At 71.5% G+C, this 22,413-nt stretch carries 24 protein-coding genes; 17 read left to right on the top strand and 7 right to left on the bottom strand.

Annotated features, from left to right (window positions below):
• The first annotated feature begins 158 nt into the window (after positions 1-158).
• From ABZZ17_RS09380 to ABZZ17_RS09370, 3 genes are all read left to right on the top strand, one after another.
• Complete coding sequence (locus ABZZ17_RS09380) at positions 159-722, top strand: hypothetical protein (RefSeq protein ID WP_356873755.1); 564 nt, start codon at positions 159-161, stop codon at positions 720-722.
• 111 nt (positions 723-833) lie between these two features.
• Positions 834-1,097 (top strand): hypothetical protein, encoded by a 264-nt coding sequence (locus tag ABZZ17_RS09375; RefSeq protein ID WP_356873753.1) that lies wholly within the window; start codon positions 834-836, stop codon positions 1,095-1,097.
• A gap of 214 nt (positions 1,098-1,311) precedes the next feature.
• Entirely contained in the window at positions 1,312-2,460 is a 1,149-nt protein-coding gene (locus ABZZ17_RS09370) for a DUF475 domain-containing protein (RefSeq protein WP_356873751.1), read from the top strand.
• A gap of 151 nt (positions 2,461-2,611) precedes the next feature.
• On the opposite strand, the gene ABZZ17_RS09365 is transcribed toward ABZZ17_RS09370, so the two are convergent.
• From ABZZ17_RS09365 to ABZZ17_RS09355, 3 genes are read right to left on the bottom strand one after another with little or no spacing between them, the layout of a single operon-like run.
• The gene (locus ABZZ17_RS09365; protein WP_356873749.1) at positions 2,612-3,073 is read right to left on the bottom strand and encodes a protease inhibitor I42 family protein; all 462 of its coding nucleotides are present in this window, start codon (positions 3,071-3,073) and stop codon (positions 2,612-2,614) included.
• 28 nt (positions 3,074-3,101) lie between these two features.
• Positions 3,102-3,230 carry a hypothetical protein gene (locus ABZZ17_RS09360; protein WP_356873747.1) on the bottom strand — a complete coding sequence of 43 codons (129 nt, stop codon included), beginning with the start codon at positions 3,228-3,230 and terminating at the stop codon, positions 3,102-3,104.
• 23 nt (positions 3,231-3,253) lie between these two features.
• Entirely contained in the window at positions 3,254-4,390 is a 1,137-nt protein-coding gene (locus ABZZ17_RS09355) for a barstar family protein (RefSeq protein ID WP_356873745.1), read from the bottom strand.
• Positions 4,391-4,656: 266 nt separating this feature from the next.
• On the opposite strand from ABZZ17_RS09355, the gene ABZZ17_RS09350 reads away from it, so the two are divergent.
• The 3 genes from ABZZ17_RS09350 (at position 4,657) to ABZZ17_RS09340 (ending at position 6,833) form a co-directional block, all read left to right on the top strand.
• Positions 4,657-5,256 (top strand): TIGR03086 family metal-binding protein, encoded by a 600-nt coding sequence (locus tag ABZZ17_RS09350; protein WP_356873743.1) that lies wholly within the window; start codon positions 4,657-4,659, stop codon positions 5,254-5,256.
• 164 nt (positions 5,257-5,420) lie between these two features.
• Positions 5,421-5,972, top strand: a complete 552-nt coding sequence (locus tag ABZZ17_RS09345; protein WP_356873741.1) for a hypothetical protein — start codon at positions 5,421-5,423, stop codon at positions 5,970-5,972.
• Positions 5,973-6,011: 39 nt separating this feature from the next.
• Positions 6,012-6,833: an APH(3'') family aminoglycoside O-phosphotransferase gene (locus ABZZ17_RS09340; protein WP_356873739.1), complete on the top strand. Its 822-nt coding sequence runs from the start codon at positions 6,012-6,014 to the stop codon at positions 6,831-6,833.
• Between the two features lie 126 nt (positions 6,834-6,959).
• Here ABZZ17_RS09340 and ABZZ17_RS09335 read toward each other — a convergent pair whose 3' ends face one another.
• Positions 6,960-7,382 carry a MarR family transcriptional regulator gene (locus tag ABZZ17_RS09335; protein WP_356873737.1) on the bottom strand — a complete coding sequence of 141 codons (423 nt, stop codon included), beginning with the start codon at positions 7,380-7,382 and terminating at the stop codon, positions 6,960-6,962.
• Between the two features lie 162 nt (positions 7,383-7,544).
• On the opposite strand from ABZZ17_RS09335, the gene eno reads away from it, so the two are divergent.
• The 3 genes from eno (at position 7,545) to ABZZ17_RS09320 (ending at position 10,665) form a co-directional block, all read left to right on the top strand.
• Positions 7,545-8,852, top strand: a complete 1,308-nt coding sequence (gene eno, locus ABZZ17_RS09330) for a phosphopyruvate hydratase (protein ID WP_356873735.1) — start codon at positions 7,545-7,547, stop codon at positions 8,850-8,852.
• Positions 8,853-9,098: 246 nt separating this feature from the next.
• On the top strand, positions 9,099-10,103 hold the full coding sequence (locus tag ABZZ17_RS09325; RefSeq protein WP_356873733.1) for a helix-turn-helix domain-containing protein: 1,005 nt from the start codon (positions 9,099-9,101) through the stop codon (positions 10,101-10,103).
• A gap of 136 nt (positions 10,104-10,239) precedes the next feature.
• Positions 10,240-10,665, top strand: coding sequence for a hypothetical protein (locus ABZZ17_RS09320; RefSeq protein ID WP_356873731.1), 426 nt, complete (start codon positions 10,240-10,242; stop codon positions 10,663-10,665).
• Between the two features lie 30 nt (positions 10,666-10,695).
• On the opposite strand, the gene ABZZ17_RS09315 is transcribed toward ABZZ17_RS09320, so the two are convergent.
• The gene (locus ABZZ17_RS09315; RefSeq protein WP_356873729.1) at positions 10,696-11,145 is read right to left on the bottom strand and encodes a VOC family protein; all 450 of its coding nucleotides are present in this window, start codon (positions 11,143-11,145) and stop codon (positions 10,696-10,698) included.
• Between the two features lie 98 nt (positions 11,146-11,243).
• On the opposite strand from ABZZ17_RS09315, the gene ABZZ17_RS09310 reads away from it, so the two are divergent.
• The 6 genes from ABZZ17_RS09310 (at position 11,244) to ABZZ17_RS09285 (ending at position 16,950) form a co-directional block, all read left to right on the top strand.
• On the top strand, positions 11,244-11,825 hold the full coding sequence (locus tag ABZZ17_RS09310; RefSeq protein WP_356873912.1) for a TetR family transcriptional regulator: 582 nt from the start codon (positions 11,244-11,246) through the stop codon (positions 11,823-11,825).
• 265 nt (positions 11,826-12,090) lie between these two features.
• A complete protein-coding gene (locus ABZZ17_RS09305; RefSeq protein ID WP_356873727.1) occupies positions 12,091-12,483 on the top strand; it encodes a hypothetical protein in 393 nt (130 codons plus the stop codon).
• A 152-nt stretch (positions 12,484-12,635) separates the two neighbouring features.
• Entirely contained in the window at positions 12,636-13,040 is a 405-nt protein-coding gene (locus ABZZ17_RS09300) for a type II toxin-antitoxin system PemK/MazF family toxin (protein WP_356873725.1), read from the top strand.
• A gap of 161 nt (positions 13,041-13,201) precedes the next feature.
• Positions 13,202-15,202 carry a sel1 repeat family protein gene (locus ABZZ17_RS09295; protein ID WP_356873723.1) on the top strand — a complete coding sequence of 667 codons (2,001 nt, stop codon included), beginning with the start codon at positions 13,202-13,204 and terminating at the stop codon, positions 15,200-15,202.
• 229 nt (positions 15,203-15,431) lie between these two features.
• Complete coding sequence (locus ABZZ17_RS09290) at positions 15,432-16,031, top strand: hypothetical protein (protein ID WP_356873721.1); 600 nt, start codon at positions 15,432-15,434, stop codon at positions 16,029-16,031.
• 136 nt (positions 16,032-16,167) lie between these two features.
• Positions 16,168-16,950 (top strand): sulfite exporter TauE/SafE family protein, encoded by a 783-nt coding sequence (locus ABZZ17_RS09285; RefSeq protein ID WP_356873719.1) that lies wholly within the window; start codon positions 16,168-16,170, stop codon positions 16,948-16,950.
• Between the two features lie 49 nt (positions 16,951-16,999).
• Here the strand turns inward: ABZZ17_RS09285 and ABZZ17_RS09280 are convergent, their stop codons facing one another.
• A complete protein-coding gene (locus ABZZ17_RS09280) occupies positions 17,000-17,446 on the bottom strand; it encodes a DUF1772 domain-containing protein (protein ID WP_356873717.1) in 447 nt (148 codons plus the stop codon).
• A 90-nt stretch (positions 17,447-17,536) separates the two neighbouring features.
• Between ABZZ17_RS09280 and ABZZ17_RS09275 the strand changes: the two genes are divergently transcribed.
• Together ABZZ17_RS09275 and ABZZ17_RS09270 are read left to right on the top strand one after the other, a co-directional pair.
• Complete coding sequence (locus ABZZ17_RS09275) at positions 17,537-18,115, top strand: TetR/AcrR family transcriptional regulator (RefSeq protein ID WP_356873715.1); 579 nt, start codon at positions 17,537-17,539, stop codon at positions 18,113-18,115.
• A gap of 163 nt (positions 18,116-18,278) precedes the next feature.
• Positions 18,279-19,442 (top strand): PP2C family protein-serine/threonine phosphatase, encoded by a 1,164-nt coding sequence (locus tag ABZZ17_RS09270; protein ID WP_356873713.1) that lies wholly within the window; start codon positions 18,279-18,281, stop codon positions 19,440-19,442.
• Positions 19,443-19,470: 28 nt separating this feature from the next.
• Here ABZZ17_RS09270 and ABZZ17_RS09265 read toward each other — a convergent pair whose 3' ends face one another.
• Entirely contained in the window at positions 19,471-22,230 is a 2,760-nt protein-coding gene (locus ABZZ17_RS09265) for a SpoIIE family protein phosphatase (RefSeq protein WP_356873711.1), read from the bottom strand.
• Positions 22,231-22,413: the final 183 nt, after the last annotated feature.

Genomic DNA, 22,413 nt, shown 5'->3' with positions numbered 1-22,413 from the left:
TTGCATTCACTTCGAGCCGCTCAGCTATGATTCCGTAGAAGTCGGGGGGCTTCCATCGAGAGACGTCCTGCACTGGCGCATCTCTCGACGGCTGGACACGAGCCTTCACATCCGCATGGAATCCGGGCACGACCGGAACGCGATAAGGAGAGCTCAGCATGGCGAACCTGCGCAGACGGACCTCCCACATGAGGCACCGCCACTACGGCTACCGCCTGGAGCAGCTCGCCTTCGTCTTGCTGCTCTGCGCCCTCGCCGCCACCTGGAGGACTTCCTGGGCCGGGGTCGCCGCCCTCCCCGGCCAGTTGCTCGTCACCCTCTCCAATGCGATGCAGATCCGGCACAGGTTCGGGCCACCCTGCACGGAATGCGTCAAGGACATGCCGCTCAACCCGGAAGAAGCGGTTCAGGGGCGCCGGTCCCGATGGGCGCTACGAGCGGCACATCGCCCTTCCGCGTTCCTGGGCGTCGCCCTGCTCTCCCTCGGCCTCCAGACAGCGAGCTTCTGGCTGCAGGTCGAGGCACTCGGGACGGGCCGCATGCCAGGGTCGGCGTACGTGTTCCTCAGCGTGGCGATCGGCCTCACCCTGGCAGTCAACTGGGCGGCGTACACGCACAACCGCCTGATGCCGTGGTGCCCGTACTGCCGTGACGAAGGGGACGGCGACGACTCGTCGACGCCCAGCCCCGCCGACGACCGGGACCATCCCGTACCGGCGTGAGCTCAGGGCCGCGCCGAGCCCGGAACACGACGCCACCGCCCAGAACCGACACGGCGACCCGCCCGAAGACACCCTCGCCCCCAGGGGCGCACACCCGAGGAGACGATGCCCATGACCACGGAGCAGAGCGCCCGTGAGGCCGTACGCCGGATTCTCGGCGAGACCGCCCGCGCCGACATCACCGCCTTCCCCGCCGGCAGTGTCTCGATCACGATCCACAGCGGAGACCACTACGCCTCCATCAGCGGGGCAACGGATTCCGGATGGGGCTGGGAAGTGGACCCGGGGTGCGACAACGGTTTCACGGGGTACCCGAACGTCGTGGGCGCCCTGGACGAAGCCCTGCTCGCCGTACGCGAGCAGTTCGCCGCCTGATACGAGGCGCAGGCCGGCCGCTTCCGCCGCCGACGCCAGGGCGACCATCCGACGGGCAGCCGACCGCCCAACGGCACTGCGCCGAGCCGAAGTTGTGAACCGCCGGCCAGGTGATGGGTCAGGGCTGCGGGGCGCCGGCTCTAGACTTCAGGGTCAACGTTTCGCAAAGCCATGTGCGGCGCGGGGAGCCCCGCACACGACGATTGGGTGGCCCATGCTTCTGAAAACGTTCGGCTGGTCGTTCGCGGTCACCGCGCTCGGCCTGATCGCGGCGGTGTTATACGGGGGATGGGCCGGCTTCGGCGTCGTGGCGATCCTGTCCATCCTCGAAATCTCGGTGTCCTTCGACAACGCCGTGGTCAACGCCGGGATCCTGAAGAAGATGAACGCCTTCTGGCAGAAGATCTTCCTCACCATCGGTGTCCTGATCGCGGTCTTCGGCATGCGCCTGGTGTTCCCCGTCGTGATCGTCGCCGTCAGTGCCCAGATCGGGCCGATCGAAGCGGTACAGCTCGCGCTGGACGACAAGGACAAGTACCAGCAGCTGGTGACCGACGCCCACCCCTCGATCGCCGCCTTCGGCGGGACGTTCCTCCTGATGATCTTCCTTGACTTCATCTTCGAGGACCGCGACTTCAAGTGGCTCGCGTGGCTGGAGCGTCCGCTCGCCAAGCTCGGCAAGATCGACATGCTCTCCGTCTGCATCGCGCTCATCGTGCTGCTCGTCTCCGCGATGACCTTCGCCACCAACGCCCACCAGTACGGCGACGTCCACGCGGACAAGTCGGAGACTGTCCTGATCTCCGGCATCGCGGGCTTGATCACTTACCTGATCGTCGGTGGTCTCTCCGGATACTTCGAGAACAAGCTCGAGGAAGAGGAGGAGCGCGAGCACGAGGCCGAGGAAGCGGCCAGGGCGAGCGGCTCGAAGCTCCCGGCGGTCGTGATGGCCGGCAAGGCCGCGTTCTTCCTGTTCCTCTACCTGGAAGTACTGGACGCGTCCTTCTCCTTCGACGGTGTCATCGCCGCCTTCGCGATCACCAACGACATCGTGCTGATGTCGCTCGGCCTCGGCATCGGCGCGATGTACGTCCGGTCGCTCACGGTCTACCTGGTCCGCCAGGGCACCCTCGACGACTACGTCTACCTGGAGCACGGCGCCCACTACGCGATCGGCGCGCTCGCCGTGATTCTGCTCGTCACCATCCAGTACGAGATCCCCGAGGTCATCACGGGCCTCGTCGGCGTCCTCCTGATCGCCTGGTCCTTCGTCTCCTCGGTCCGGCGCAACCGCAGGCTAGCCGCGGCCGAGGCGAAGGGCGCGGGCTCCGACGAGATGGCCGAGGTCTCCTCCGGCGTCTGAGCCGGGCCGCCGGCGCCTGCCACTGCCCCCACCTTCGGCGTACTGCAGGTCCTCGATCAGCGTGACCGGCCAGGGGCATCGCTCCTGGCCGGGGATCGCGTCGGTGACGTGGCCGGCCCGCCTCTCGTTTGACGTGGCCGCTTGCTCCGGGTCAGCTGACGGTGACGGTGTAGGTGATGCGCTCGGGTGCCTGGGAGGGGGTGCTCGCCCCGGTGGTCGGGGTGGCGGAGGGGCCGGTCGTCTCGGGGGGCACGGTGGAGGTGTTGCCCTGACAGGTCGTGAAAGTGCAGTGCAGCAGTGTGAACCGGGTGGTCCCCTTGCCCTTGGCCTCGAAGGTGAAGGTGAGCCGGCCGCCGGCACCGGGGACCGCTTCGTCGCCGGAGTCCGACGCGTAGGCCCGGCCGCGGCTGACCAGCACGGAGCTGTCGGGCTCGGGGTCGACCAGGTACCAGTACTCGCGGGTGGAGGCGTTCTGGTCGACGGTGAGCGTGAAGCGCTCGCCCCGCTCGGCAGTGATGCTGGTGTCGTTCACCGGGCGGCTCGCGGTGCTCGTGGAGCCGTCGGCCGGTTCGCCGGTGCCGGAGCCGCAGCCCGTGGCGAAAGCGAGGAGCACGGACGCCGCGATCGCCGCACCGCCCCTGCTACCGCGGAAGACGTGCGCTGTACGCGTTGGGGAGATCACTGTTCGAAGCCTTGCCCATGTAGCCGTTGATGACGTCGTCCTCACTGACCCAGGTGGTCGAGCCCCAAGGGTCGTACACCTGAAGCATGTCACCCTCCTGGGCGATGACGGTCACCGCAGCAGGACCGTGACTCCGCGCCGTTCGAGGAGCCGCACGACCCCCTCGAAGTAGGGGAGCCGCTCCCCCGCGTCTTTCGCCCCGTCCTCCAGTGCGCGGCGTGCGACCTCGGAGTCGTGCCAGATCAGGGTGAAGGGCGGGATCACCCCGAATCCACCGGCCAGGCAGTCCTCGAAGGCGTTCCACTCCCGGCCGAAGTAGCGGCCGGGTCCGAGCAGGGCCTCGGCGATCGCGCAGTGCAGCCCGGGCACGTCCGTGACGAACCGGCCGTCGACGTGGTACTCGCCGCCGGACCGGTCCGGCCGGGGCGCGGGCACCCGCCAGGCACGCGTGGAGAGTTCCAACCACTCGGCCCTGCCCTGCGCGTCGTACGCCGCCCACACGTTGGGCTCCGACGGCGGGCCCTGACACCACTTCTCCCAGACTGGGCGGACCGCCGGCGACGGCCGGCCGTCGCCGCCGTCGGTGAGGGTGATGTCCTCCAGCCCGTCGCCGAGCACGGACGGGCGCGCTCCGTCGATGGCCAGGCCCACGACGCGGGAGGCCATCACGCCACCATGCCGATCCAGTACCAGGAGTTCGGCCCAGTCACGTGCCCAGCGGCGCGGTTGCTGCGTCCCTACGAGCAGTGGCTCCACGGCCTCGCAGCCGATCAGCTCCATCGGGACGGGGGCCGGATCGTCTCGCGACTCGAACAAGCCGTCGACGGCGGAGCACCGGCTCGGACGTGCGGCGGCGGCCGTCGTTCCCCCGGAGAGCTCGAACCGCGAGGGTGCGGACAGTTCGACGAAGCTCTCGTCCTTCCTGACGCCGGCGCCGAGCACGATGTCGTACAGGGCCGGATCGGCGGCGTGAGGCTGATGGGCCACCACGACCGCATCCACGAGGGTCCACCACTGCACGGGCTGCTCGTCGTCCCAGACTTCGACGCAGAGATCGCCCAGACTCCGCAACGAGACGTCGGGCCCGGCCAGGACATCGCCCAGAATGCCGTCGGGACCGCATCCGCGCAGGGTCAGCACCTCCCGTGGCAGCGGGACCGGGTCGACGAACAACCCGTCGACGCCCGCACACCTCCCCCAGAGCTGCTCGACACCGTCTTCGTCCTCCCGGACCAGGAGGTACTTCACCGGGAAACCCCGGTCCCACCCGACGTGATCTGCGACGCGCACCCAACCCCCGAACATGCGAACGGCCTTCGCGCCTACGATACGGACCTCCCGGCCAGGGCCGGGAGAGGGGACCGCGGCGGCCCGGCACGGAGGGGCCGCAGGCCAGACCGGCGCCGAGGCCACCTCCGTCCGCCCGGTGGTGCGACCGGTCGCGGGCAGGTCCGGGTGTCAACCAGCTTTGCAATCCGCCACCTTGGCGGAAGCGTGTCGATAGGGTCGGGGGCATGACCACATCCAAATGGGACCTGCTCGACCAGGCGCACGCCGCGCTCCGCTCCGTAGCCGTCGGCATAACGGCCCAGGGGTGGGACCGTCCGACGCCCTGCGACCGGTGGAACGTGACCCAGGTGCTCCAGCACGCGGCCGGCGACCAGCTGGCCTACGCGTCCCGGCTGACGGGCGGCCCCGGGCCGGCGGAGGACCCGTTCCAGCCCAGCGGTGTCCTGTCCGGCACCCCCGCGGACCTTCTGGAGCCGGCACTCGAAGCCGCAGCCCAGGCCTTCGCCGGGGTCGCTCCCGGGACGGCCGAGGTGGCCGTCCCGCTGCCGCCGTTCACCGTCACCGCCGAGACCGCGGTCGGTGCCGCCGCCCTCGACGCGGCCGTCCACGCCTGGGACATCGCGGTCGCCACCGGCCAGAGCTCCCCCCTGACCCCCGAGCTCGCCTCGGCGCTGCGCCCCACCGCGGACCTCCTCGTCGAGCCCCTGCGCGGCTTCGCCTTCGGCCCCGCCCTCACCCCGGCCCCGGACCCCGCAACGGACCCCGTCGCCTCCCTCCTCGCCCACCTGGGCCGCACCGCCGACTGGGCCCGGCCGGAGGCGTGAGGCCGGTGCCGGGTGCCGGGTAACCGCGTACCCGGCGGGGCTGACGGAGCCCGCCGCCGGACGTCGTCACCTGGCACGCCTCTCCTCGCGTGGCGGCTGGCCCCTGTGCCGTGGCGGGGGTCCGTCAGCCGGTACGTCCGCTCCAGCCCGAAGGCAGACGCACGATGACGCCCGAACCCGAACCTGCCGACAGCGCCCTCGCCCCGGTCCCAACGGGCCGCCCCGCGCCCCTGACGCCGGCGACGCTGGCCGAGCGGGGCTTCGTCGGCTTCGTGCCGTTCGCCGACCTCCCCCACAGCGCCGTCCCCGCCGGGACGGGCATCTACGTCGTGCTGCGTCCCACCACCTCACCCCCGGTCTTCCTCGCCCGGAGCCCCGCCGGCCACCGCAAGGGCCGCGATCCCTCCGCGACGACCGCCACCCTGAACGGCGCCTGGGTGCCCGGCGCCCACGTGGTGTACGTGGGCAAGGCCGCCGGCCGCCAGGGGCTGGGCCAACGGCTGAACGCCTACCGTCGCCAGGGCGAGGGCCGCAACGCCGGCCACAGCGGCGGCGAGTACATCTGGCAACTCGCCGACTCCGGCACGCTCCTGGTCGCCTGGCGCACCGTGGCCGAGCCGCCTCCCGGCCGCGCCGAGGCGGAGCTGATCGCAGAGTTCACCTCGCTGCACGGGGCGCTCCCCTTCGCCAACCGCAACCGGGGCTCCTCGATGTGAGGGAGCGCATCCGTCCGCCATCCGCCTAAAGTGGCCGCCATGAGTGATCGTCCCGGATCTCGGACCGTCCCGCCGGTGCTGCCGGACGGCGGCAAGGGCGGCTGGCTGCCGGTCAGCACGGGCGAGTCGGGAGCCGCCGTCTTCCGCAGCGCGGACGGCACCCGGTACGCGAAGTGCGTGGTGGCGACGGACGCGGGTGACCTGGAGGCCGAACGCGACCGGGTCGCATGGCTCGGCGACCAGGGCATCCCGGGGCCACGGGTGCTGGACTGGCGCTCCGGTGATGCGGGTGCCTGCCTCGTGACCGGGGCCGTGTCCGGCGTACCCGCCGACCAGGTGGCCGCCGCGGACCTGCGTGCCTCGTGGGGACGCGTCACGGACGCGGTCCGCGCGCTGCACGCCCTTCCCGTGCAACGGTGTCCGTTCCGGCGGGACGTGGCAGGGATGGTCGCGACGGCGCGCGAGGTCGTGTCCCGCGGGGCCGTGAACCCGGAGTTCCTTCCCGTCGAGCAGCAGCACACGCCGGCCGCGGAGCTGCTGGCCCGTCTCGTCCCGCAGGTCGCCCGTCGACGGGAGCAGGAGGCCGCCGACACGGTCGTGTGCCACGGAGACCTGTGCCTGCCCAACATCCTCCTCGACCCGCGGACCCTGGACGTGTCGGGTTTCGTCGATCTGGGCCGCCTCGGGCTGGCCGACCGCCACGCCGACCTGGCGCTGCTGCTCACCAGCGCGCGGGAGACGTGGCCGGACGAGGAGCGGGCTCGGGCCGCGGACAGGGAGTTCGCCGAGGGGTACGGCAGTCCCCTCGACCACGACCGCCTACGCTTCTACCTCCATCTCGACCCGCTGACCTGGGGCTGAGCGGCGGTCCCGCTCGTCGGACCGGGCCGCCCGCATCCCGCACACGGCCTTCGGGACCCCGGGCGCAGCGCCGGGCCCGCCCGGGCACCCGGCGTCGCAACGGGGTGGACCTTTCCGGTCACGGCACTAGCGTGCGGCGAGCCGCTCCAGCAGGGCGGCGCTCCGCGCCAGCAACGCCCGCTCCTCGTCGGTGAGTTCGGCCTCGATGGCCTGTGCGAGCCAGCCGGCCCTGCGGCCGCGTTCCGCTTCGAGCGCGGTCCGGCCCCCGTCCGACAGCTCGACCAGCGACTTGCGGCCGTCCGTGGGGTGCGCCCGGCGCGTGATCAGGTTCTGCTCCATGAGCAGGCCCACCGCCCGGGCCATCGACTGGGGGCGTACGCGTTGATCGGCGGCGAGGTCGCTGGTGGTCATGGCGCCGTTGCGGTCGAGGGCACCGAGGACGGCGGCCTGGCCCAGCGGGATGTGGTCCTCGTGTTTGACACGTCGTGTGAGCTTGCCCATCGCGGTGCGCAGTTCGGTGGCGATGGCGGCGGCTTCCGGGGTGGGCATAGGGCACTTTACCCCGGCCCCCGGCAAGGCTGCGCACCTGATCTGCGCAGCAATGCTGCACAGCCAAACTGTGCAGCATTGCTGTAGGGTTTGGTTTGTCGGGCTCAGCGTCAGCGTTGTCGCAGCCGGGGCCACGGCACATGACAACGGGAAGGACCTCCCATGTCCGAAAAGGCAGTCGGAACCGTCGACGCCGCCATCGAGACCGTCACCGCCCGCCGGATCATCGACAGCCGGGGCAACCCCACGGTCGAGGTCGATGTCGTCCTGGCGGACGGATCCCTGGGGCGCGCGGCCGTCCCCTCCGGCGCCTCCACCGGCGCCCGGGAGGCCGTGGAACTGCGCGACGCAGACCCGGCGCGCTGGCACGGCAAGGGCGTCGACCGCGCGGTGGCCCACGTCAACGGGGAGATCGCGGCGTCCGTGCGCGGCCGGGACGCGGCGGACCAGGCGGGTCTCGACGCCGCGCTGGCCGCCCTCGACGGCACCGCCACGAAGTCCCGGCTCGGCGCCAACGCGATCCTCGGCGTCTCCCTCGCCGCCGCCAAGGCCGCCGCGGCGGCCCACCGGCAGCCCCTGTACCGCTACCTCGGCGGCGCCGACGTGCATCTCCTGCCGCTGCCGATGATGAACATCGTCAACGGTGGTGCCCACGCCGACAATCCGCTGGACTTCCAGGAGTTCATGATCGTGCCCGTGGGCGCGGACACCTTCGCCGAAGCCGTCCGCATGGGAAGCGAGGTCTTCCACACCCTGCGCCGCGACCTGCTGGCCGCCGGGCACTCCACGGGCGTCGGCGACGAGGGCGGCTTCGCGCCAGCGCTGCGTACCGCCGAGGAGGCGCTCGACTTCGTGGTGGCCGCCATCGAGCGCACCGGCTACCGGCCCGGCACGGACATCGGCCTGGTCATGGACCCGGCGTCGTCGGAGTTCTTCGGCGACGGGGTGTACGACTACGCGGGCGAGGGAGTGCGGCGCACGCCCTCCGAGAACGCCGACTACCTCGCCAAGCTCATCGACGCCTACCCGGTCGTGTCCATCGAGGACCCGATGGCCGAGAACGACTGGGAGGGCTGGCGCGAACTGACGGCCCGCGTCGGCGACCGCTGCCAGCTCACCGGCGACGACCTGTTCTGCACCAACGAGACACTGCTGCGCGAGGGCATCCGCACCGGCGCCGGCAACTCGATCCTGATCAAGGTCAACCAGATCGGCACCCTGACCGAGGCCCTGGCCGCCGTGGCCACGGCCCACCAGGCGGGCTGGACGGCCGTCATGTCGCACCGCTCGGGGGAGACCGAGGACACCACCATCGCGGACCTGGCGGTGGCGACCGGCTGCGGTCAGATCAAGACCGGCTCGCTCTCCCGCTCCGACCGCACCGCGAAGTACAACCAACTGATCCGGATCGAAGAGGAGCTGGGCGACTCGGCCCGCTACGCGGGCCGCTCCGCACTGCGCCGGGCGTGAACCCCGGGCAGAGGTAGCAGAACCACGCGGGCCCCCCGATCGTCATCGGGGGGCCCGCCGCGCGTGTCGGCAGCCTGCGGGGGCCGGCGCGCGGGCGGGACCGGAAACCGGATGGGACCGGGAACCGGATGGGACCGGCCGGAAGTCGTACAGCCCGCGGAGTGCACCTCGGCCATGGCGGATAATCGTTGGCGCACTGGGGGGAGCAAGGGGTACGTGGGATCAGCGGGTCCGAGGAGTGAGGGCATGGCTTCCGCCGAGAGGTTCGAGAGGTTCGAGTGGTTCTGTGACGCGGTGTCGGACCACGTCATGCCCGTGAGCCTCAGCACCAGTCGTCCGTCCGACTTCCACGCGGACGTCGCCGACCTGGAGCTCGGTTCCGTGCGGCTGTCGGCGCTCACCTTCTCCCCGGTGCTGTCGCGCCGTACGTCGGCTCATGTACGCAGGGGCGATCCCGAGCAGTTCCAGCTGGCGTTGGTCACACGAGGCGCCTTCCAGGTGGCCCAGCGGAGCCACCAGTCGCTCGTCGTAGGGGACCTGGTCCTGACGGACACCTCGCGCCCGAGCGAGGGGGCGAGCATCGACGAGCGGTCGACGGTCGCCATTCTGCAGGTTCCCCGCTCCCTCCTGCCGCTGCGGCACGACAGGGTGGAAGGCATCCTGGGGCAGCGCATCCGTGGTGACAGGGGTACCGGGGCGATCCTCGGCGGCTTTCTGAGGACCCTGCTCGTCCAGGGCCCGAGCTGCGGGCCGACGGAGCTGGCGAGCATGGGGTCCATCGCCCTGGATCTGGCGACCGCCTGCCTGGCGCAGCAGCTCGGCACCCCCGACGCGGCGCCGGCCGAAGCCCGAGCCCAGGAAACCCGTCAACGGGTCACCCGGTTCATCGAGAACAATCTGGGCGACCCGGACCTGACGCCCCAAGCCATCGCGGACCGGCACAACATATCCCTGCGCTCCCTCTACTCCCTCTTCAGTGACCAGCCCGTCAGCGTGGCGGGCTACATCCGCCAGGGCCGGCTGGAACGTGCGCGCGCCGAACTCGGTCGCCCGGAGTGGCGCGGCCATCCCGTGCAGACGATCTCGGCCCGCTGGGGCTTCTCCAGTGCCAGCGCGTTCAGCCGGATGTTCCGCGACGTGTACGGGATGACTCCCACTGAATACCGGACGGCCGTCCCTCGGTGCGAGATCGCACGGGATGTCGAGGAGTCGTGCACTCCACGCACAGGGCGTACCGCCACGCACGCCTAGGTTCGAGAGGCGGGGCCGGAAGCCGCCGCTCTGCAAGCATGTGAGCTGGGGCTGCGCCCGCGAGCGACCGCGACGAAGGTCCGGGCCGGAACCCCAGCCGTCTACCGCACCAATCCGACGGGGGATCACCACACACATGGGCAAGCGACTCAGGCTCGGCGCCGTCATCGCGGTCTTCGCAGCTGTTCTGGCATTCGGTCCGGCACCGGCAACGGCCGCTCCTGCGCCCGCCGTTGTCGAGCAGACCCGCTGGCTCACCAACGCCCCGAACTCCGGAATGGCACCCGTGTCCATGCACAGGGACATCTACCTCGTCGCCGCGACGTACACCTGGCAGGTGTACACCTGCCAGGACGGCTACACCTGCATCGACGGCGGCAGGAGCATCGCCCTCAACAGCGGCTGGTACTCCTGGGACTGCACTCTGACCCCGCAGGACGGGTACTACTCCGAGAACTGCTCGCTGGAGACACCGGGTTCCCCCAGGGCCACGTACGGCAAGGCCATCACGCTCGACAGTTCGGCCCATTACGACATCGGTAGCAAGCTCCAGGCGCGCTGACCCCCGCGGCCCCGAAGGCCGCCCCGGGAATCAGGCGTTCGTGTACTGGGCGGCGTACTCCTCGCCGGGCGGGACGACGGTGATGACGTCGATCAGCACGCCGTCGGGCGCGGCGAGGATGAAGTGGCGCTGGCCGAACTCCTCGGTGCGCAGAGGCAGTACCTCGGGCAGCCCGGCCTCCGCCACGAGCCTCTGGTGCTCGGAGTCCACGTCCGCCACCTCGAAGTTCAGGAGCAGGCCGCCCCGGAGCGGGTGCCGGTGGCCCTCGGGGAGAGTCGGGTGGGCGTGGTCGAGGAGGGCCAGCTCGTACTGCGGGGCGTCCGGCCGGCGCAGGCTGACGTACCAGTCCGCCTCGAAGGTCACCTCGAACCCGAGGTGACGGGTGTAGAAGTCGCGGGAGGCCGTCACGTCCCGGGTCGCGAGTACCGGGTAGAAGCCGCCGAGCTCGGTCGTGGGCGCGGCCGGGAGTTCGTTCGTCATGGCAGGGGGTCCTCCGGATCCATTTCACATACCTCGGGTATGTGAACCGTGGCGTTAGCATACCCCCGGTACGCGAAACGGAAAGGGCGGTGCGCGCGATGGCGGTCAACCGGGCGGAGCAGCGGGCGGCCACGCGGCAGGCGCTGCTGGCCGAAGGGCAGCGGCGGTTCGCGGCCGACGGGTACCACCACGTGGTGCTGGCCGAAGTGGCGCGGGCCGCCGGGGTCACCAAGGGCGCCGCTTACCACCACTTCGACAGCAAGGCGGGGCTCTTCCGGGCCGTCGTCCGCGAGGTCCAGCGGGAACTGGGCGAGCGGGTCGCCACCGCGGCCGAACGGCACGCGGACCTCTGGGAGCAACTGCGGGCCGGCTGCCGGGCCTTCCTGGCGGCGGGGACCGACCCGGCGGTGCGGCAGATCCTGCTGGTCGACGCCCCGACCGTACTGGGCTGGGACGAGTGGAGGACCATGGACGAGGCGTCCTCCGCCCGGCACCTCGCGGAGGCCCTGACGGCCCTCGCCGCGGCCGGAATCATCGCCGAGCAGCCGGTCGAGCCCTTGGCCCGGCTGCTCTCCGGGGCGATGAACGAGGCCGCGTTGTGGATCGCGCGGGGCGGGGACCCGGAGGCCGCGGAGCAGGCGCTCGACCGGCTCCTGGCAGGACTGCGCGTCCCGGCCTGACCCTCGCGCGCGTACACCTTCGTGATGGAGTCCTACGATCACACCATGGACGGCAACCCTTGGTTCTGGGACGAGGATCTGGCGGAGGGCCGCGAGGAGCGCGGAGCGGCGCGCGGCATGGTTCGCGGCCGTGCTCAGCAGGCCGGTCGGCCGCGCGGAGCGGCTACACGAAGGCAGGGTCTACGCGACCCTCTGGACCTTCCCGGAGCAGGTCAGGCTCCTGCTCCACACCTCGACCTGACGTTGGAAAGGACTCCAGGACTCCATGAGTTTCGACATCTTCGTGCTGCGGTTCGAGAACGGTGAGCCGGCGCCCCTGGACATGAGTGCCGCACACGAGGTCCTCGGCCCCTACGTGGTGGCGCGGGACCCCGAGACGGACTTCTTGCTGGTGAGTACGGCGGAGGGGGAGGAAGCGGGTGTGTACTTCAGCGACCCGACCGGCATCACCTTCAACCGCTTCGGAGGGGACGGGATCATGGACCTCCTGGCCGTCCTGCTGCGCCGGCTGGATGCCGTGCTCGTCGTCCCGGGCGGGCCGACCATGATCCAGCGGGACGAGGACCGCGAGCTCCTGCCCGTCTCCCTCAGGGACGAGTGGCCGGTCATCGTGGTCCGCACCGGCGCGGAGATCGAGCGGGCGATCCGGGCTTCCTGAAAACGACCACCAGCACCGCCCCGTCGTCGTGCAGATGCTCCACCCCGTACCCGCGTGAACCGTCCCGCGATCCGGCTCATCAGGCCCTCGAACGCCTCCTGCCAGAGGGCGGGGTCTACGCTGTGACCTGCGGCCACCGCTCTGGAGGACTTGTGCAACGTGGCGAAGTCTGGTGGGTCCGGTTCGACGAGCGGAGGTTGGTCGTACTGCTGTCGGGAGACGACGCGTCCGGGATCCGGGTGATGCAGGTCGTCGCTCCGGCGGGCGTCGACATGAGCGGTCTGGGCATCGAAGTGAGGGTGGGCGCCGGTGAAGGATTGCCGTTCGAAGGCGTGCTGCGGCTCGCGTTCCCGCGTCCAGGCTTCACCCCTTGCACGTGGCTGACCACTGTGTCGCGGGACGACCTGACAGAGCGGGCGGCCGTCCTGTCCCCGGCGAAGCTCAGCGAGATCGACGATGCCCTCCGACTCGCTGGACAAGCGCAGGAGCAGACCCCGGCGACGACCGCGAAGCTCAGCGAGATCAGGGACGCCCTCCGTCTCGGTGAACTCGGTTAGGGGGAAGAGGAGCCGACGGCGTGGGCGGTCCCGGCCACTTGGTCGACGCTGCCCGACTGTTGCCTCGGCGCCCCCCACCATCGAGATGACGATCTACGGCTGGAGTACACGCCCCGGCCCCCGTATCCGCCCCCGCCGTGGCCGCCTGACATGATCACGGAATGACACGCGGGGAAGCGCATGAGCACATACGCGACCAGGAAGCCGAGTTGGCAGCCGCTGCCGAGGCCGGACGGGACGGCGCGTACCGCGCCTACGCCACATTCCTCGGCGAGAGCGGCCGGATGGACCAGGCCCTGCCCTGGTGGGCCAAGGCCGCCGAGCACGGGGACGCAGATGCGGCGCGCACGCTCGCGATCTGCCACAAGGACCGCTGGGAGTTCGCCGAAGCCGAGCGCTGGTACCGCAGCGCTGCCGACCGTGACGGCGGCTGCGCCTTCGGGCTCGCCACACTCCTGAAGGAGTCCGGCGACCAGGACGGAGCACAGGAGTGGTACGCGCGGGGAGCCGCACTCGGCCACGTCCAGTGCCTCACCAACGGCGCGGTGCTCAAAGCCGCCCGCCACGGTGCCTTCGCCGAGGCACAGGCGCAGCTGGACGAGGCGGCCGAACTGGGTGACCGCAAGGCGGCCTCGGCCCGTCAGGTGATCGAGAACATCGTCGACGACCTTGAGCTCTGGGAGGAGCGGCTCGCGCGGGCGGAGGCTGACGGGGACGCCGAGGCCGCGTTCGAGGCGCTGAGTCCGCTGCGGGACCCGGAGTACGCGGGCATGTTCACGTACTACCCGAGCACGATCCGCGCGGCGGAGGTTCTCTACGCGCGAGCCGCGGCGGTCGGCTCGCACCAGGCCCTGGTCGAGCAGGCCCTCCTGGTGGCCCGCGACAGCGACCGGATCGAGGAGGCGCGCGCCCTGGCCGTACGGGCGCACGAGCTCGGCTACTCGGGGGCGGCCTACGTCCTGGGTGTCTGGGCCTTCGAGCGCGGTGACCAGCGCACGGCCGAGCATTGGTTCGAGACGGCGGCCGCAGCACCCGATGGTCACGACTACGCCCGCTTCTACCTCGGTCTGATCGGCATCGTGCAGCGTCGGCTGGACGAGGCCGAGCGATGGCTGCGTCTCACCGACGACGCCGAGGACGAGAACGCTCAAGACGGCGGCCTGCCCAAGATGTTCGTCGAGCAGCTCGAGGAGATCGCGGCGATTCGCGCCGACCCCGCCCGACTGCCCGACCCCGAACTCGCGGCGCGCCTGCCCGACTTGCGGACGGCCGCGGAATCCGGCGGTGTCGAGGAGTGCTTCGCGTACGCCGATGCACTCGACCGCCTCTACCGGCTGCCCGACGCCGCCGACTGGTACCGCAAGACCGGCACTCCGCGCGCGCTGCTCAAGCTCGGCCGCATGCTGCAGGACTGCCATGCCGACGAGACCCTGCTCGTACCGTACTTCGGTCCGGCCGCCGAGGCCGGGGACGCGGGGGCTGCGTACAGCATCGCCGGGATCCACACCCACGCGAAGAACGAGCGGGCCGCCGGCATCTGGACGCTGAAGGCGGCGGAGCTCGGTCACGTGAGGGCAGCCTGGGGCGTCGGCTGGGCCTCTGAAGAGCGGGGCGGGGACCCGCAGTTCGCGGAGCGCTGGTACGTGCGCTCCGCCGAGGGCGGTCTGGCGCGGCCCGCGTTCCTGGCCGGTCGCAGCATGGTGCGCTGGGGGCGGTACGCCGAGGCCGAGCGGTGGCTCGTGAAGGCGTGGGAGAACGACATCCCCGAGGCGGCGTATCACCTAGGCAGGGCGCTGCGCCGGCTCGGACGCACCTCGGAGGCCGAACAGTGGCTGCGCCGCGCGGTGGAGCGCTCCGGCGACTTCGACCCACCGCGCGGACCGCTCGGACGGCGCGTCGACGCCCGTCCTGAGCTGGCCGAGCTGCTCGTCGAGGCGGAGCGCGACGAGGAGGCCGCGCCACTCGTCGCGGACATCCTCGCCGAGTACCCGGGCCCCCTCGCCGGCCACCGCCTCGCCGGGCGACTGGCCCGGCAGCGCGGCGACCTGGCCACGGCCGAACAACACTTCGCGCAGATCGAGGAGCGGGACTCCGACCCCGGTACGCGGATGAGGCTGCGGGAGATCCGTGAGCTGCTGGCTCAGGTGACGCACGAACACTGAGCGGCGAAGCAGCCGGAGTTCGTACGAGGGCAACCGCCTGCGCTCGCTGATGCGACAGGGCCAGATACAGCCGAGCCGGTCCCCCGCCTTACGGCCGGTCGGTGTCAGTGGCACGCCCTAGCGTTTGCCTGAACCATTCACGAAGAAGGGCGCCGACCATGCCGTTGGACTTTCCTGTCACGATCAAGCCTCCGTCCCCGGACGGGGCGGTCGCCATGGAGGTGGCAGCGTGAGTCGCAGCCGACAGGCCCGTCTCCTGGCCCGGCACCTGAGCGATGCCACCGACGTCGGTGTGAACCTGATCCACGCCTGGGGGGCGGTGTGGAGCCTGCATTGGGAAGACGGACCCGCGATCGAGCAGATGCGTGCCCTTCTCGACGCCGCCCTCGCAGACAACGATCGGTACGGCGCCATGCGCGACCGCACGATCCACTGTGCGCGCTCGATTTCCATGCGAGCGTGGGCAGCGCAGGCCATCGCCTGCCAACGGGACGGCATCCTCGCCCGGGCCGTCTCCGAAGGCGTGGCCCAGCGTCTCGCCCTGGGCATGCGGTTGCCCGGCCCCGGCTGCGCCGACTCCAGTGACACCCACGAGGTCTACGCCCTCGTGAGCCACGTCCAGGAGCGGTGCGGGGAGACACCGTATCCGGATCGGGCGAGCGAGCCCGGGGACGAACCGCTCATCGAGCAGCTGTACGCGGCGCGTACCCGCGAACACCCCGGATCGCGGACCCTCAGCGCGAACTACATGGCGCATGCCCTGCTCGCCACCGAGCAGGCTCCCGCCGCAGACAAGCCGAGAGAGACGAACCACCCGTTCAAGGGCTGATCAGGCACGTGCGCCTGCGAGCCGGGCCGTACCTGCCGCTCGTGAACATCTCGTTGCCGGTTCGCGATCCCGCCACCGGCTCCGTCGATACTGACGGGGCGATCAAGGAGCGGCAGGAACAGGAACAGGGGCAACGGTGGAGTGGACGGTCTGGGCAGGGTTCGCGGCCGGCCTTCTGATCTCGACCGTGACCGCCCCGGTCGGGGTGTCCGGGGCGGTCTTCCTGCTGCCGGTCCAGCTGAGCGTGCTCGGCGTGCCGAGCCCCTCGGTCACCCCGACGAACCTGCTGTTCAACGTGGTTGCCGGGCCGGGCGCGCTCTGGCGCTACCGCCGTGACGGCGCTCTGCGCGACGACCTGGCCCGGCGTCTCGTCGCCTGGACGCTGCCCGGCGTCATCGTCGGCGCCGCCGTCCGCGTCTTCGCCCTCCCCGGCCCCGGCGTCTTCCGCATCCTGGTCGCCGCCTTCCTGCTCCCGCTCGGTGCATGGCTGTGCCTGCGCACCCTGCGCCCCACCCGCCGGCGGCCGGGGCCGGCCGAGCCGTCGGCACGCGTGCTCGCCTCCCTCGCCCTGACGGTCGGGGTGGTCGGCGGGATCTACGGCATCGGGGGCGGTTCCCTCCTCGGGCCGATCCTCGCGGCGCGCGGCATGTCCCTGGCCCGCATCGCACCGGCCACCCTCGCCGCGACCTTCACCACCTCCGTCGCCGGCGCCGCCGCGTACACCGTGCTGTCCAGGGCCAGCACGGGGCCCGTGGCCCCCGACTGGTGGCTCGGCCTGGCCTGCGGCTTGGGCGGGCTCATCGGCGGCTACCTCGGCGCCCGCCTCCAGCCCCGCCTCCCCGAGACCTTCCTGCGCCTGCTCCTGGGCGGCCTCGCCGCCGGCGTCGGCGCCCTGTACCTCGTCCAGACCCTCACCTGACCGGGCGCTCCAGCGTCTGCCGGCCCGCAGGGGGTGGCGGGCCGCGGGCTCAGGCGAGGGCGGTGACCAGCAGTGCGAAGGCGGCGATGATGACGGCGACGCGGACGTAGTGGTAGCGGTCCCAGCGGTTCGACTGCTCCTTCCAGTCCTCGGGCCGGTTCTCGGGGGTCCACGTCTTGCTCCGGTTGTTGATCGGGACGAGCAGCAGGAGCGACATGACCACGCTGAGGATCAGCAGCGCTCCGGCGGTGATGACGAGGCCGGTGCCGTCGTGGCGCCATCCGGAGACGGCCCAGACCGCGACGAGGACGAGCGAGCCGATGTACCAGACCGGCATCACGGCTCCGAGCATCCGGCCCCCGTGGGCGCGGCCGAGTTGGCCGCTGTCCTCGGGGAGGGCGTTCAGGATCCGGTTGATGACGAAGGCGACGGAGAACTCCACCCCCACCATCAGGCCGACGACCACGGTGGTGAAGACCTGAAGTGCGTTGAGCATGATGACCCCTCGGGTATCTAGCAGTGCTAGCTGATGAGGCAACGCTAGTACTACTGCCGCTCTGTTGTCTAGCGGTGCTAGGATCGAATCATGTCGGTACAGGAACGCAAGGAGCGCGAGCGGGCGGGCCGCGAACGTCTCATCGTGGCGACGGCCCGCGAACTCGCCGAGCAGCAGGGCTGGGACGCGGTCACGACCCGCCGTCTCGCCGAGCGCATCGAGTACAGCCAGCCCGTCCTCTACAGCCACTTCCGCGGCAAGCGCGAGATCATCGGCGCCGTCGCCCTCGAGGGCGCCGCCGAGATGGCCGCGGCGCTGCGGGCCGCGGCTGCCGCCGCGGACGGCCCGCGCGGGCGGGTCGTCGCCCTCGCCCGCACCTATCTCGACTTCGCCGAACGCAACCCGGCGCTCTACGACGCCATGTTCCAGCTCGACGGCGGCCTGGCGTTCGCGCGGGAGGACACCCCGGCGCCACTGAAGGACGCCTTCGCCGCCCTGCTGGAGAGCCTCGGCGAGGTCGCCGGGGACGGTGTCCACCCGGGACTGTTCACGGAGGTGTTCTGGGCGGCCCTGCACGGGCTGGCGACCCTGACCCGGGCGGGACGGCTGCCGCCGGAGGACGCCGAACGGAGGGTCGAGCTGCTCGTGGACCGGCTCGCCGTGGTCTGACGCGCCGTCCGGGCGGAGAGCCGGACCCCGGACGGGACGGTCAGCATCCGGCCGGGCTCCCCTCACGGCCGAAACGGCCCGGGTCGGCCAGCGGGCGGCAGGCCGCGCCGCAGGTCACAGGGTTCCGGAGGCCCCGGCAGGTTCCACGGGGCAGGCTGTTCCCATGAGGTCCCAACCTCGCTCAGCGATCAGGCCCGGGGCGTCCTCCCGACCGGGAGCCGGCGGTCATGGCGAGGTCCTGTTCACGCTGGCGCGCTGCGCGCCGTTCGCGATCGCGCTGGGCGTGCTGGGGATCGAGCTCTCGCCCGCACACGACCTGGTCACCGGCCCCATCCTGACCACGACGCCGGCCCTGGCGGCCTTGACGATGGGCCCCATGGGCACACTGACCGCGGCAGCCCTCGCCGCTGGTGTGAACGCGACCTCCGCGACCTACAACCAGTCCTGGGGAACCCAGACCCAGCTGATCATCGGCAACTTCCTGGGGATCACCGTCGTGTCGGTGGCCAGTGTCATCCTGAGCAACGCGGTGCGCACGCGCAGGCAGAGCGAGCTCGACCAGGTCCGCAGGATCGCGGTCGCGGCCCAGGAGGTCGTCCTGCGGCCCGTCCCCGAGCTCCTGGGACGGGTACGGGCCGCCAGCCTGTGCCTCGCGGCAGGTACGGGGGCGCAGATCGGCGGCGACCTGTACGAGGCCGTGCAGACGCGCTACGGCGTCCGGCTGATCGTCGGGGACGTCCGCGGGAAAGGGCTGTCCGCCATCCGCGCGGTCGCGGTGGCGCTGGGCGCGTTCCGGGAGGCCGTTCACTACGAGGGCGAGCTGCAGGAGGTCATGGAGCACTGCTCGGCCGCCCTGCGGCGCGAGGCCGCCGTACCGGGTACGTACTCCCAGGCCGACCTTCCCGAGGTGCTCATGGAGGGGTTCACCACCGCCCTCGTCGCCCAGGTTCCGGAAGACGAGGTGGTACAGCTGGTCAACCGCGGCCATCCCCCTCCGCTGGTGCTGCGCCAGGGCAGCGTTCGGGCCCTGACGCCCTCCTGTCCGCTTCCGCCCCTCGGCCTCGAAGACCTCTACACCGGGCCTCCCGCGAGACCCGAAAGTTACCCGTTCCTGCCCGGCGACCGCCTGTTGCTCTACACGGACGGCGTCATGGAAGCGCGCAACCGCGACAACGAATTCCTCCCCCTGCCGGAGACCCTGGAACGGATCCGGGCCGGCACTTCCCCGCAGGAGTTCCTGAACGAACTCCACCAGGCACTGATCCGCCACACCGAGGGGCACTTGGCGGACGACGTGGCGATGATCGTCGTCGACCGGCTCCCATGAGGAGCCGGTCCGGCCCCGTCCGGCCTGCTCACAGGGCCGGTACGTCGTCCCACAGGGCCGGCAGCTCGGCCTCCGGGCCTGCCCTCCCCACGGCGTCCGCCCCGTCCGCCCCGCTCGGGTACAGGACCTGCTCCGCCCAGATGATCTTTCCCTGGGCCGTGTAGCGCGTCCCCCACCTCTTCGCCATCTGGGCGATCAGGAACAGGCCCCGCCCGCCCTCGTCCGTCATGGCCGCCCGTCGCAGGTGCGGTGAGGTGCTGCTGCCGTCGGACACCTCGCAGATCAGGCTGCGGTCGTACAGCAGCCGCACCCTGATGGGCTCGGAGCCGTACCGGACGGCATTGGTGATCAGCTCGCTGAGGATGAGTTCGGTGGTGAATCCGACCGCGTCGAGACCCCACTCCTCCAGCTTCCGCGCGCAGGAGGCACGTACCCGGCCGACCTCCGCGGGATCCTTCGGTACCTCCCACCGGGCAACCCGGGCGGGGTCCAGCAGCCGCGTACGAGCTACCAGCAGCGCGGTGTCGTCGCTGCGGTCGCCGGGCACCATCGAGGTGACGAGGGCCTGGCAGATCGCCTCCGGGCTCCGCTCCCCCGCCACGCCGGACAGCACGCCCCGCAGCTTGTCCAGACCGGTGCCGACGTCCCGCTCCGGTCCTGCGACGAGACCGTCGGTGAACAGGACCAGCCCGCTCCCCTCGGGCAGTTCCAGCTCCGCGGCCTCGAACGGCAGGCCGCCCAGGCCCAGCGGGGGGCTGGCCGGGACCTCGGGAAAGTCCACGGTGCCGTCGGGGAGGATCACGGCGGGCCCGGGATGACCGGCCCGGACCACGGTGCAGCGGCCGCTGACCGCGTCGTACACCGCGTACAGGCAGGTGGCCCCGATGATCTGGGCACTGTCCCCGACGGCCGGCCGGTTCTCGTCGGTCCGGACGACCAGGTCGTCCAGGCTGGCCAGCAGTTCCTCGGGGGCCATGTCCAGCGCGGCGAAGTTGTGGATGCCGGTACGCAGCCGGCCCATCGTGGCCACGGCCTGCAGACCCCGGCCGGTCACGTCCCCGACCACCAGGGCGACCCGGGCACCCGGCAGCGGGATGACGTCGAACCAGTCGCCGCCCACCGCCTTGGCGGGCAGGTAGCGGTGCGCGACCTCCACGGCGTCCTGCTCGGGCAGGGCACTGGGCAGCAGGCTGCGCTGGAGCGTGACGGCCGTGGTGTGCTCGCGGGTGAAGCGCCGGGCGTTGTCGATGCTGACCGCCGCGAGGGCGACCAGTTCCTCGACCAGGGAGACGTCCTCGTCGTCGAACGCCCCGGACTTCTCCGAGCGCCAGAAGGAGGCCATGCCGAGGGTGACGCCCCGGGCCCGGACCGGCACAGTGATCATGGAATGGATGCCGAATCCGACGATCACCTCGGCCAGTGCGGGGTCCTGCTCCTGCCAGCCGGAAAAATCGGGCAGCTCCGCCTCCAGCACCGTACGTCCGCTGGCGAAGCCGAACGCCTGCGGACTGTTCGGCGCGAGGCTGATCAGCCGGCCGAGCGGATACAGCGGGTGGTCCTCCCGGATGGCGCCGAGGGCGATCCTCCGCATGTCCAGTCCCACCGGTTCCTCGCCCCGCAGTACGGGCTCCAGCAGATCAACGCTGGCGAAGTCGGAGAACCGGGGAACGGCCGCCTCGGTCAGCTCCACGGCGGTGTGCACCACATCGAGGGTGGTACCGATGCGCACGCTGGCGTCGTACAGCAGCCGCAGCCGCGTCCGAGCCGCCTCCGCCCGGACGGCCAGCGCCTCCAGCTCGGTGGTGTCGCGCAGCGTCGCCACACTGCCGGGCGGCCCGCCGTACGGGCCGGTCGGCCGCACGCTGACGGCCAGCAGCCGCTCACCGGCCTCGTGCAGCTCGTCGGTCGGACTGCGGCCGGAGGTCAGCAGCGCGACGAGGTCCCGGCCGAGGCCGAGGTCGGCGATGCTCCGCCCCTCCGCGTCGGCGGGCAGTCCGAGCAACCGCCGCGTCTCGTCGTTGGCCAGCAGCAGCCGGCCGTCCCCGCCGACGATGAGGACGCCCTCACGGGCCGCGTGCAGGACCGCGTCGTGGTGCTCGTACATGCGGGCCATCTCCGCGGGGTCCTGGTTGTGGGTCTGCCGCCGCAGCCGCCTGCCCACCAGCGCCGAACCGGCGGTACCGAGCGCGAGCACGATCGCCGCTCCCCCCAGGAGGGCCGGGAGCTGGCGGTTGACCACGGAGCTCACGCTCTGGACGGTGATCCCGACCCCTACGGTACCCACGGCCGAGCCGTCAGGCCCGATGACGGGGACCAGCGAGAGCACGGCGAGCCCCTGCGTGGTCTCGTCGATCTGCGTCTGGGCCTCCTTCGGCACCTCGCCACCGCCCGGGACCCGCTCCCCGATGAGGGCCGGGTCCGGGTGCGTGTAGCGGATTCCCTGCGGGGAGTACACGACGATGAGGTCCACGCCGGTCTCTTTGCGGATCTGCTCGGCGCGCGGCTGCAGCACGACGCTGGGGTGGGTGCTCGTCATGGCCGCGGCCGTCCCGGGAGCGTGCGCGAACGTCTCGGCCACGGCCATCGACCGGTCCCGAGCCTCGCGCGTGTTCTCGCCGCGCGCTTCGAGGATCAGCGTCCCGACGGCCGCGGCGACCAGCAGCACCACGACCGCCACCTGCAGCAACAGGACCTGGCCGGCGACGCTGCGCACCCCGAGGAAGGAGCGCCGGGGAGGCCCCGGGGATGCGCGTGGCGGCGGGGCCGCAGACCGACCGAACCCGGACATACTCCCTTTCTAGCACTCGGCGTGGCCGGGAGCGTCCGCTGCGGCCCCGGATCCGGTCGCGACCAGGGGCCCGCCTGTGCGGGAGGCCGGGACGGTGACCGTATTTTCGTGGTTTCCGCCAAGCCTGACGCTCTGCCAGGTTGGGAGAGACTTCCAGCCAGAGGCCACGGCCCGTCCCGGTCA

Source organism: Streptomyces sp. NPDC006512 (assembly GCF_040611935.1).
In the GTDB taxonomy this organism is placed as follows: domain Bacteria; phylum Actinomycetota; class Actinomycetes; order Streptomycetales; family Streptomycetaceae; genus Streptomyces.
Note: the sequence above shows the minus strand (reverse complement) of the source record. Positions and strands in the feature narration are given on the sequence as shown.

Coding starts and splice junctions, on each gene's coding strand:
- ABZZ17_RS09380 (WP_356873755.1), top strand. CDS start 159: ATGGCGAACCTGCGCAGACGGACCTCCCACATGAGGCACCGCCACTAC.
- ABZZ17_RS09375 (WP_356873753.1), top strand. CDS start 834: ATGACCACGGAGCAGAGCGCCCGTGAGGCCGTACGCCGGATTCTCGGC.
- ABZZ17_RS09370 (WP_356873751.1), top strand. CDS start 1,312: ATGCTTCTGAAAACGTTCGGCTGGTCGTTCGCGGTCACCGCGCTCGGC.
- ABZZ17_RS09360 (WP_356873747.1), bottom strand. CDS start 3,230: ATGCTTCAGGTGTACGACCCTTGGGGCTCGACCACCTGGGTCAGTGAG.
- ABZZ17_RS09350 (WP_356873743.1), top strand. CDS start 4,657: ATGACCACATCCAAATGGGACCTGCTCGACCAGGCGCACGCCGCGCTC.
- ABZZ17_RS09345 (WP_356873741.1), top strand. CDS start 5,421: ATGACGCCCGAACCCGAACCTGCCGACAGCGCCCTCGCCCCGGTCCCA.
- ABZZ17_RS09340 (WP_356873739.1), top strand. CDS start 6,012: ATGAGTGATCGTCCCGGATCTCGGACCGTCCCGCCGGTGCTGCCGGAC.
- ABZZ17_RS09335 (WP_356873737.1), bottom strand. CDS start 7,382: ATGCCCACCCCGGAAGCCGCCGCCATCGCCACCGAACTGCGCACCGCG.
- eno (WP_356873735.1), top strand. CDS start 7,545: ATGTCCGAAAAGGCAGTCGGAACCGTCGACGCCGCCATCGAGACCGTC.
- ABZZ17_RS09325 (WP_356873733.1), top strand. CDS start 9,099: ATGGCTTCCGCCGAGAGGTTCGAGAGGTTCGAGTGGTTCTGTGACGCG.
- ABZZ17_RS09320 (WP_356873731.1), top strand. CDS start 10,240: ATGGGCAAGCGACTCAGGCTCGGCGCCGTCATCGCGGTCTTCGCAGCT.
- ABZZ17_RS09315 (WP_356873729.1), bottom strand. CDS start 11,145: ATGACGAACGAACTCCCGGCCGCGCCCACGACCGAGCTCGGCGGCTTC.
- ABZZ17_RS09310 (WP_356873912.1), top strand. CDS start 11,244: ATGGCGGTCAACCGGGCGGAGCAGCGGGCGGCCACGCGGCAGGCGCTG.
- ABZZ17_RS09305 (WP_356873727.1), top strand. CDS start 12,091: ATGAGTTTCGACATCTTCGTGCTGCGGTTCGAGAACGGTGAGCCGGCG.
- ABZZ17_RS09295 (WP_356873723.1), top strand. CDS start 13,202: ATGACACGCGGGGAAGCGCATGAGCACATACGCGACCAGGAAGCCGAG.
- ABZZ17_RS09280 (WP_356873717.1), bottom strand. CDS start 17,446: ATGCTCAACGCACTTCAGGTCTTCACCACCGTGGTCGTCGGCCTGATG.
- ABZZ17_RS09275 (WP_356873715.1), top strand. CDS start 17,537: ATGTCGGTACAGGAACGCAAGGAGCGCGAGCGGGCGGGCCGCGAACGT.
- ABZZ17_RS09270 (WP_356873713.1), top strand. CDS start 18,279: ATGAGGTCCCAACCTCGCTCAGCGATCAGGCCCGGGGCGTCCTCCCGA.
- ABZZ17_RS09265 (WP_356873711.1), bottom strand. CDS start 22,230: ATGTCCGGGTTCGGTCGGTCTGCGGCCCCGCCGCCACGCGCATCCCCG.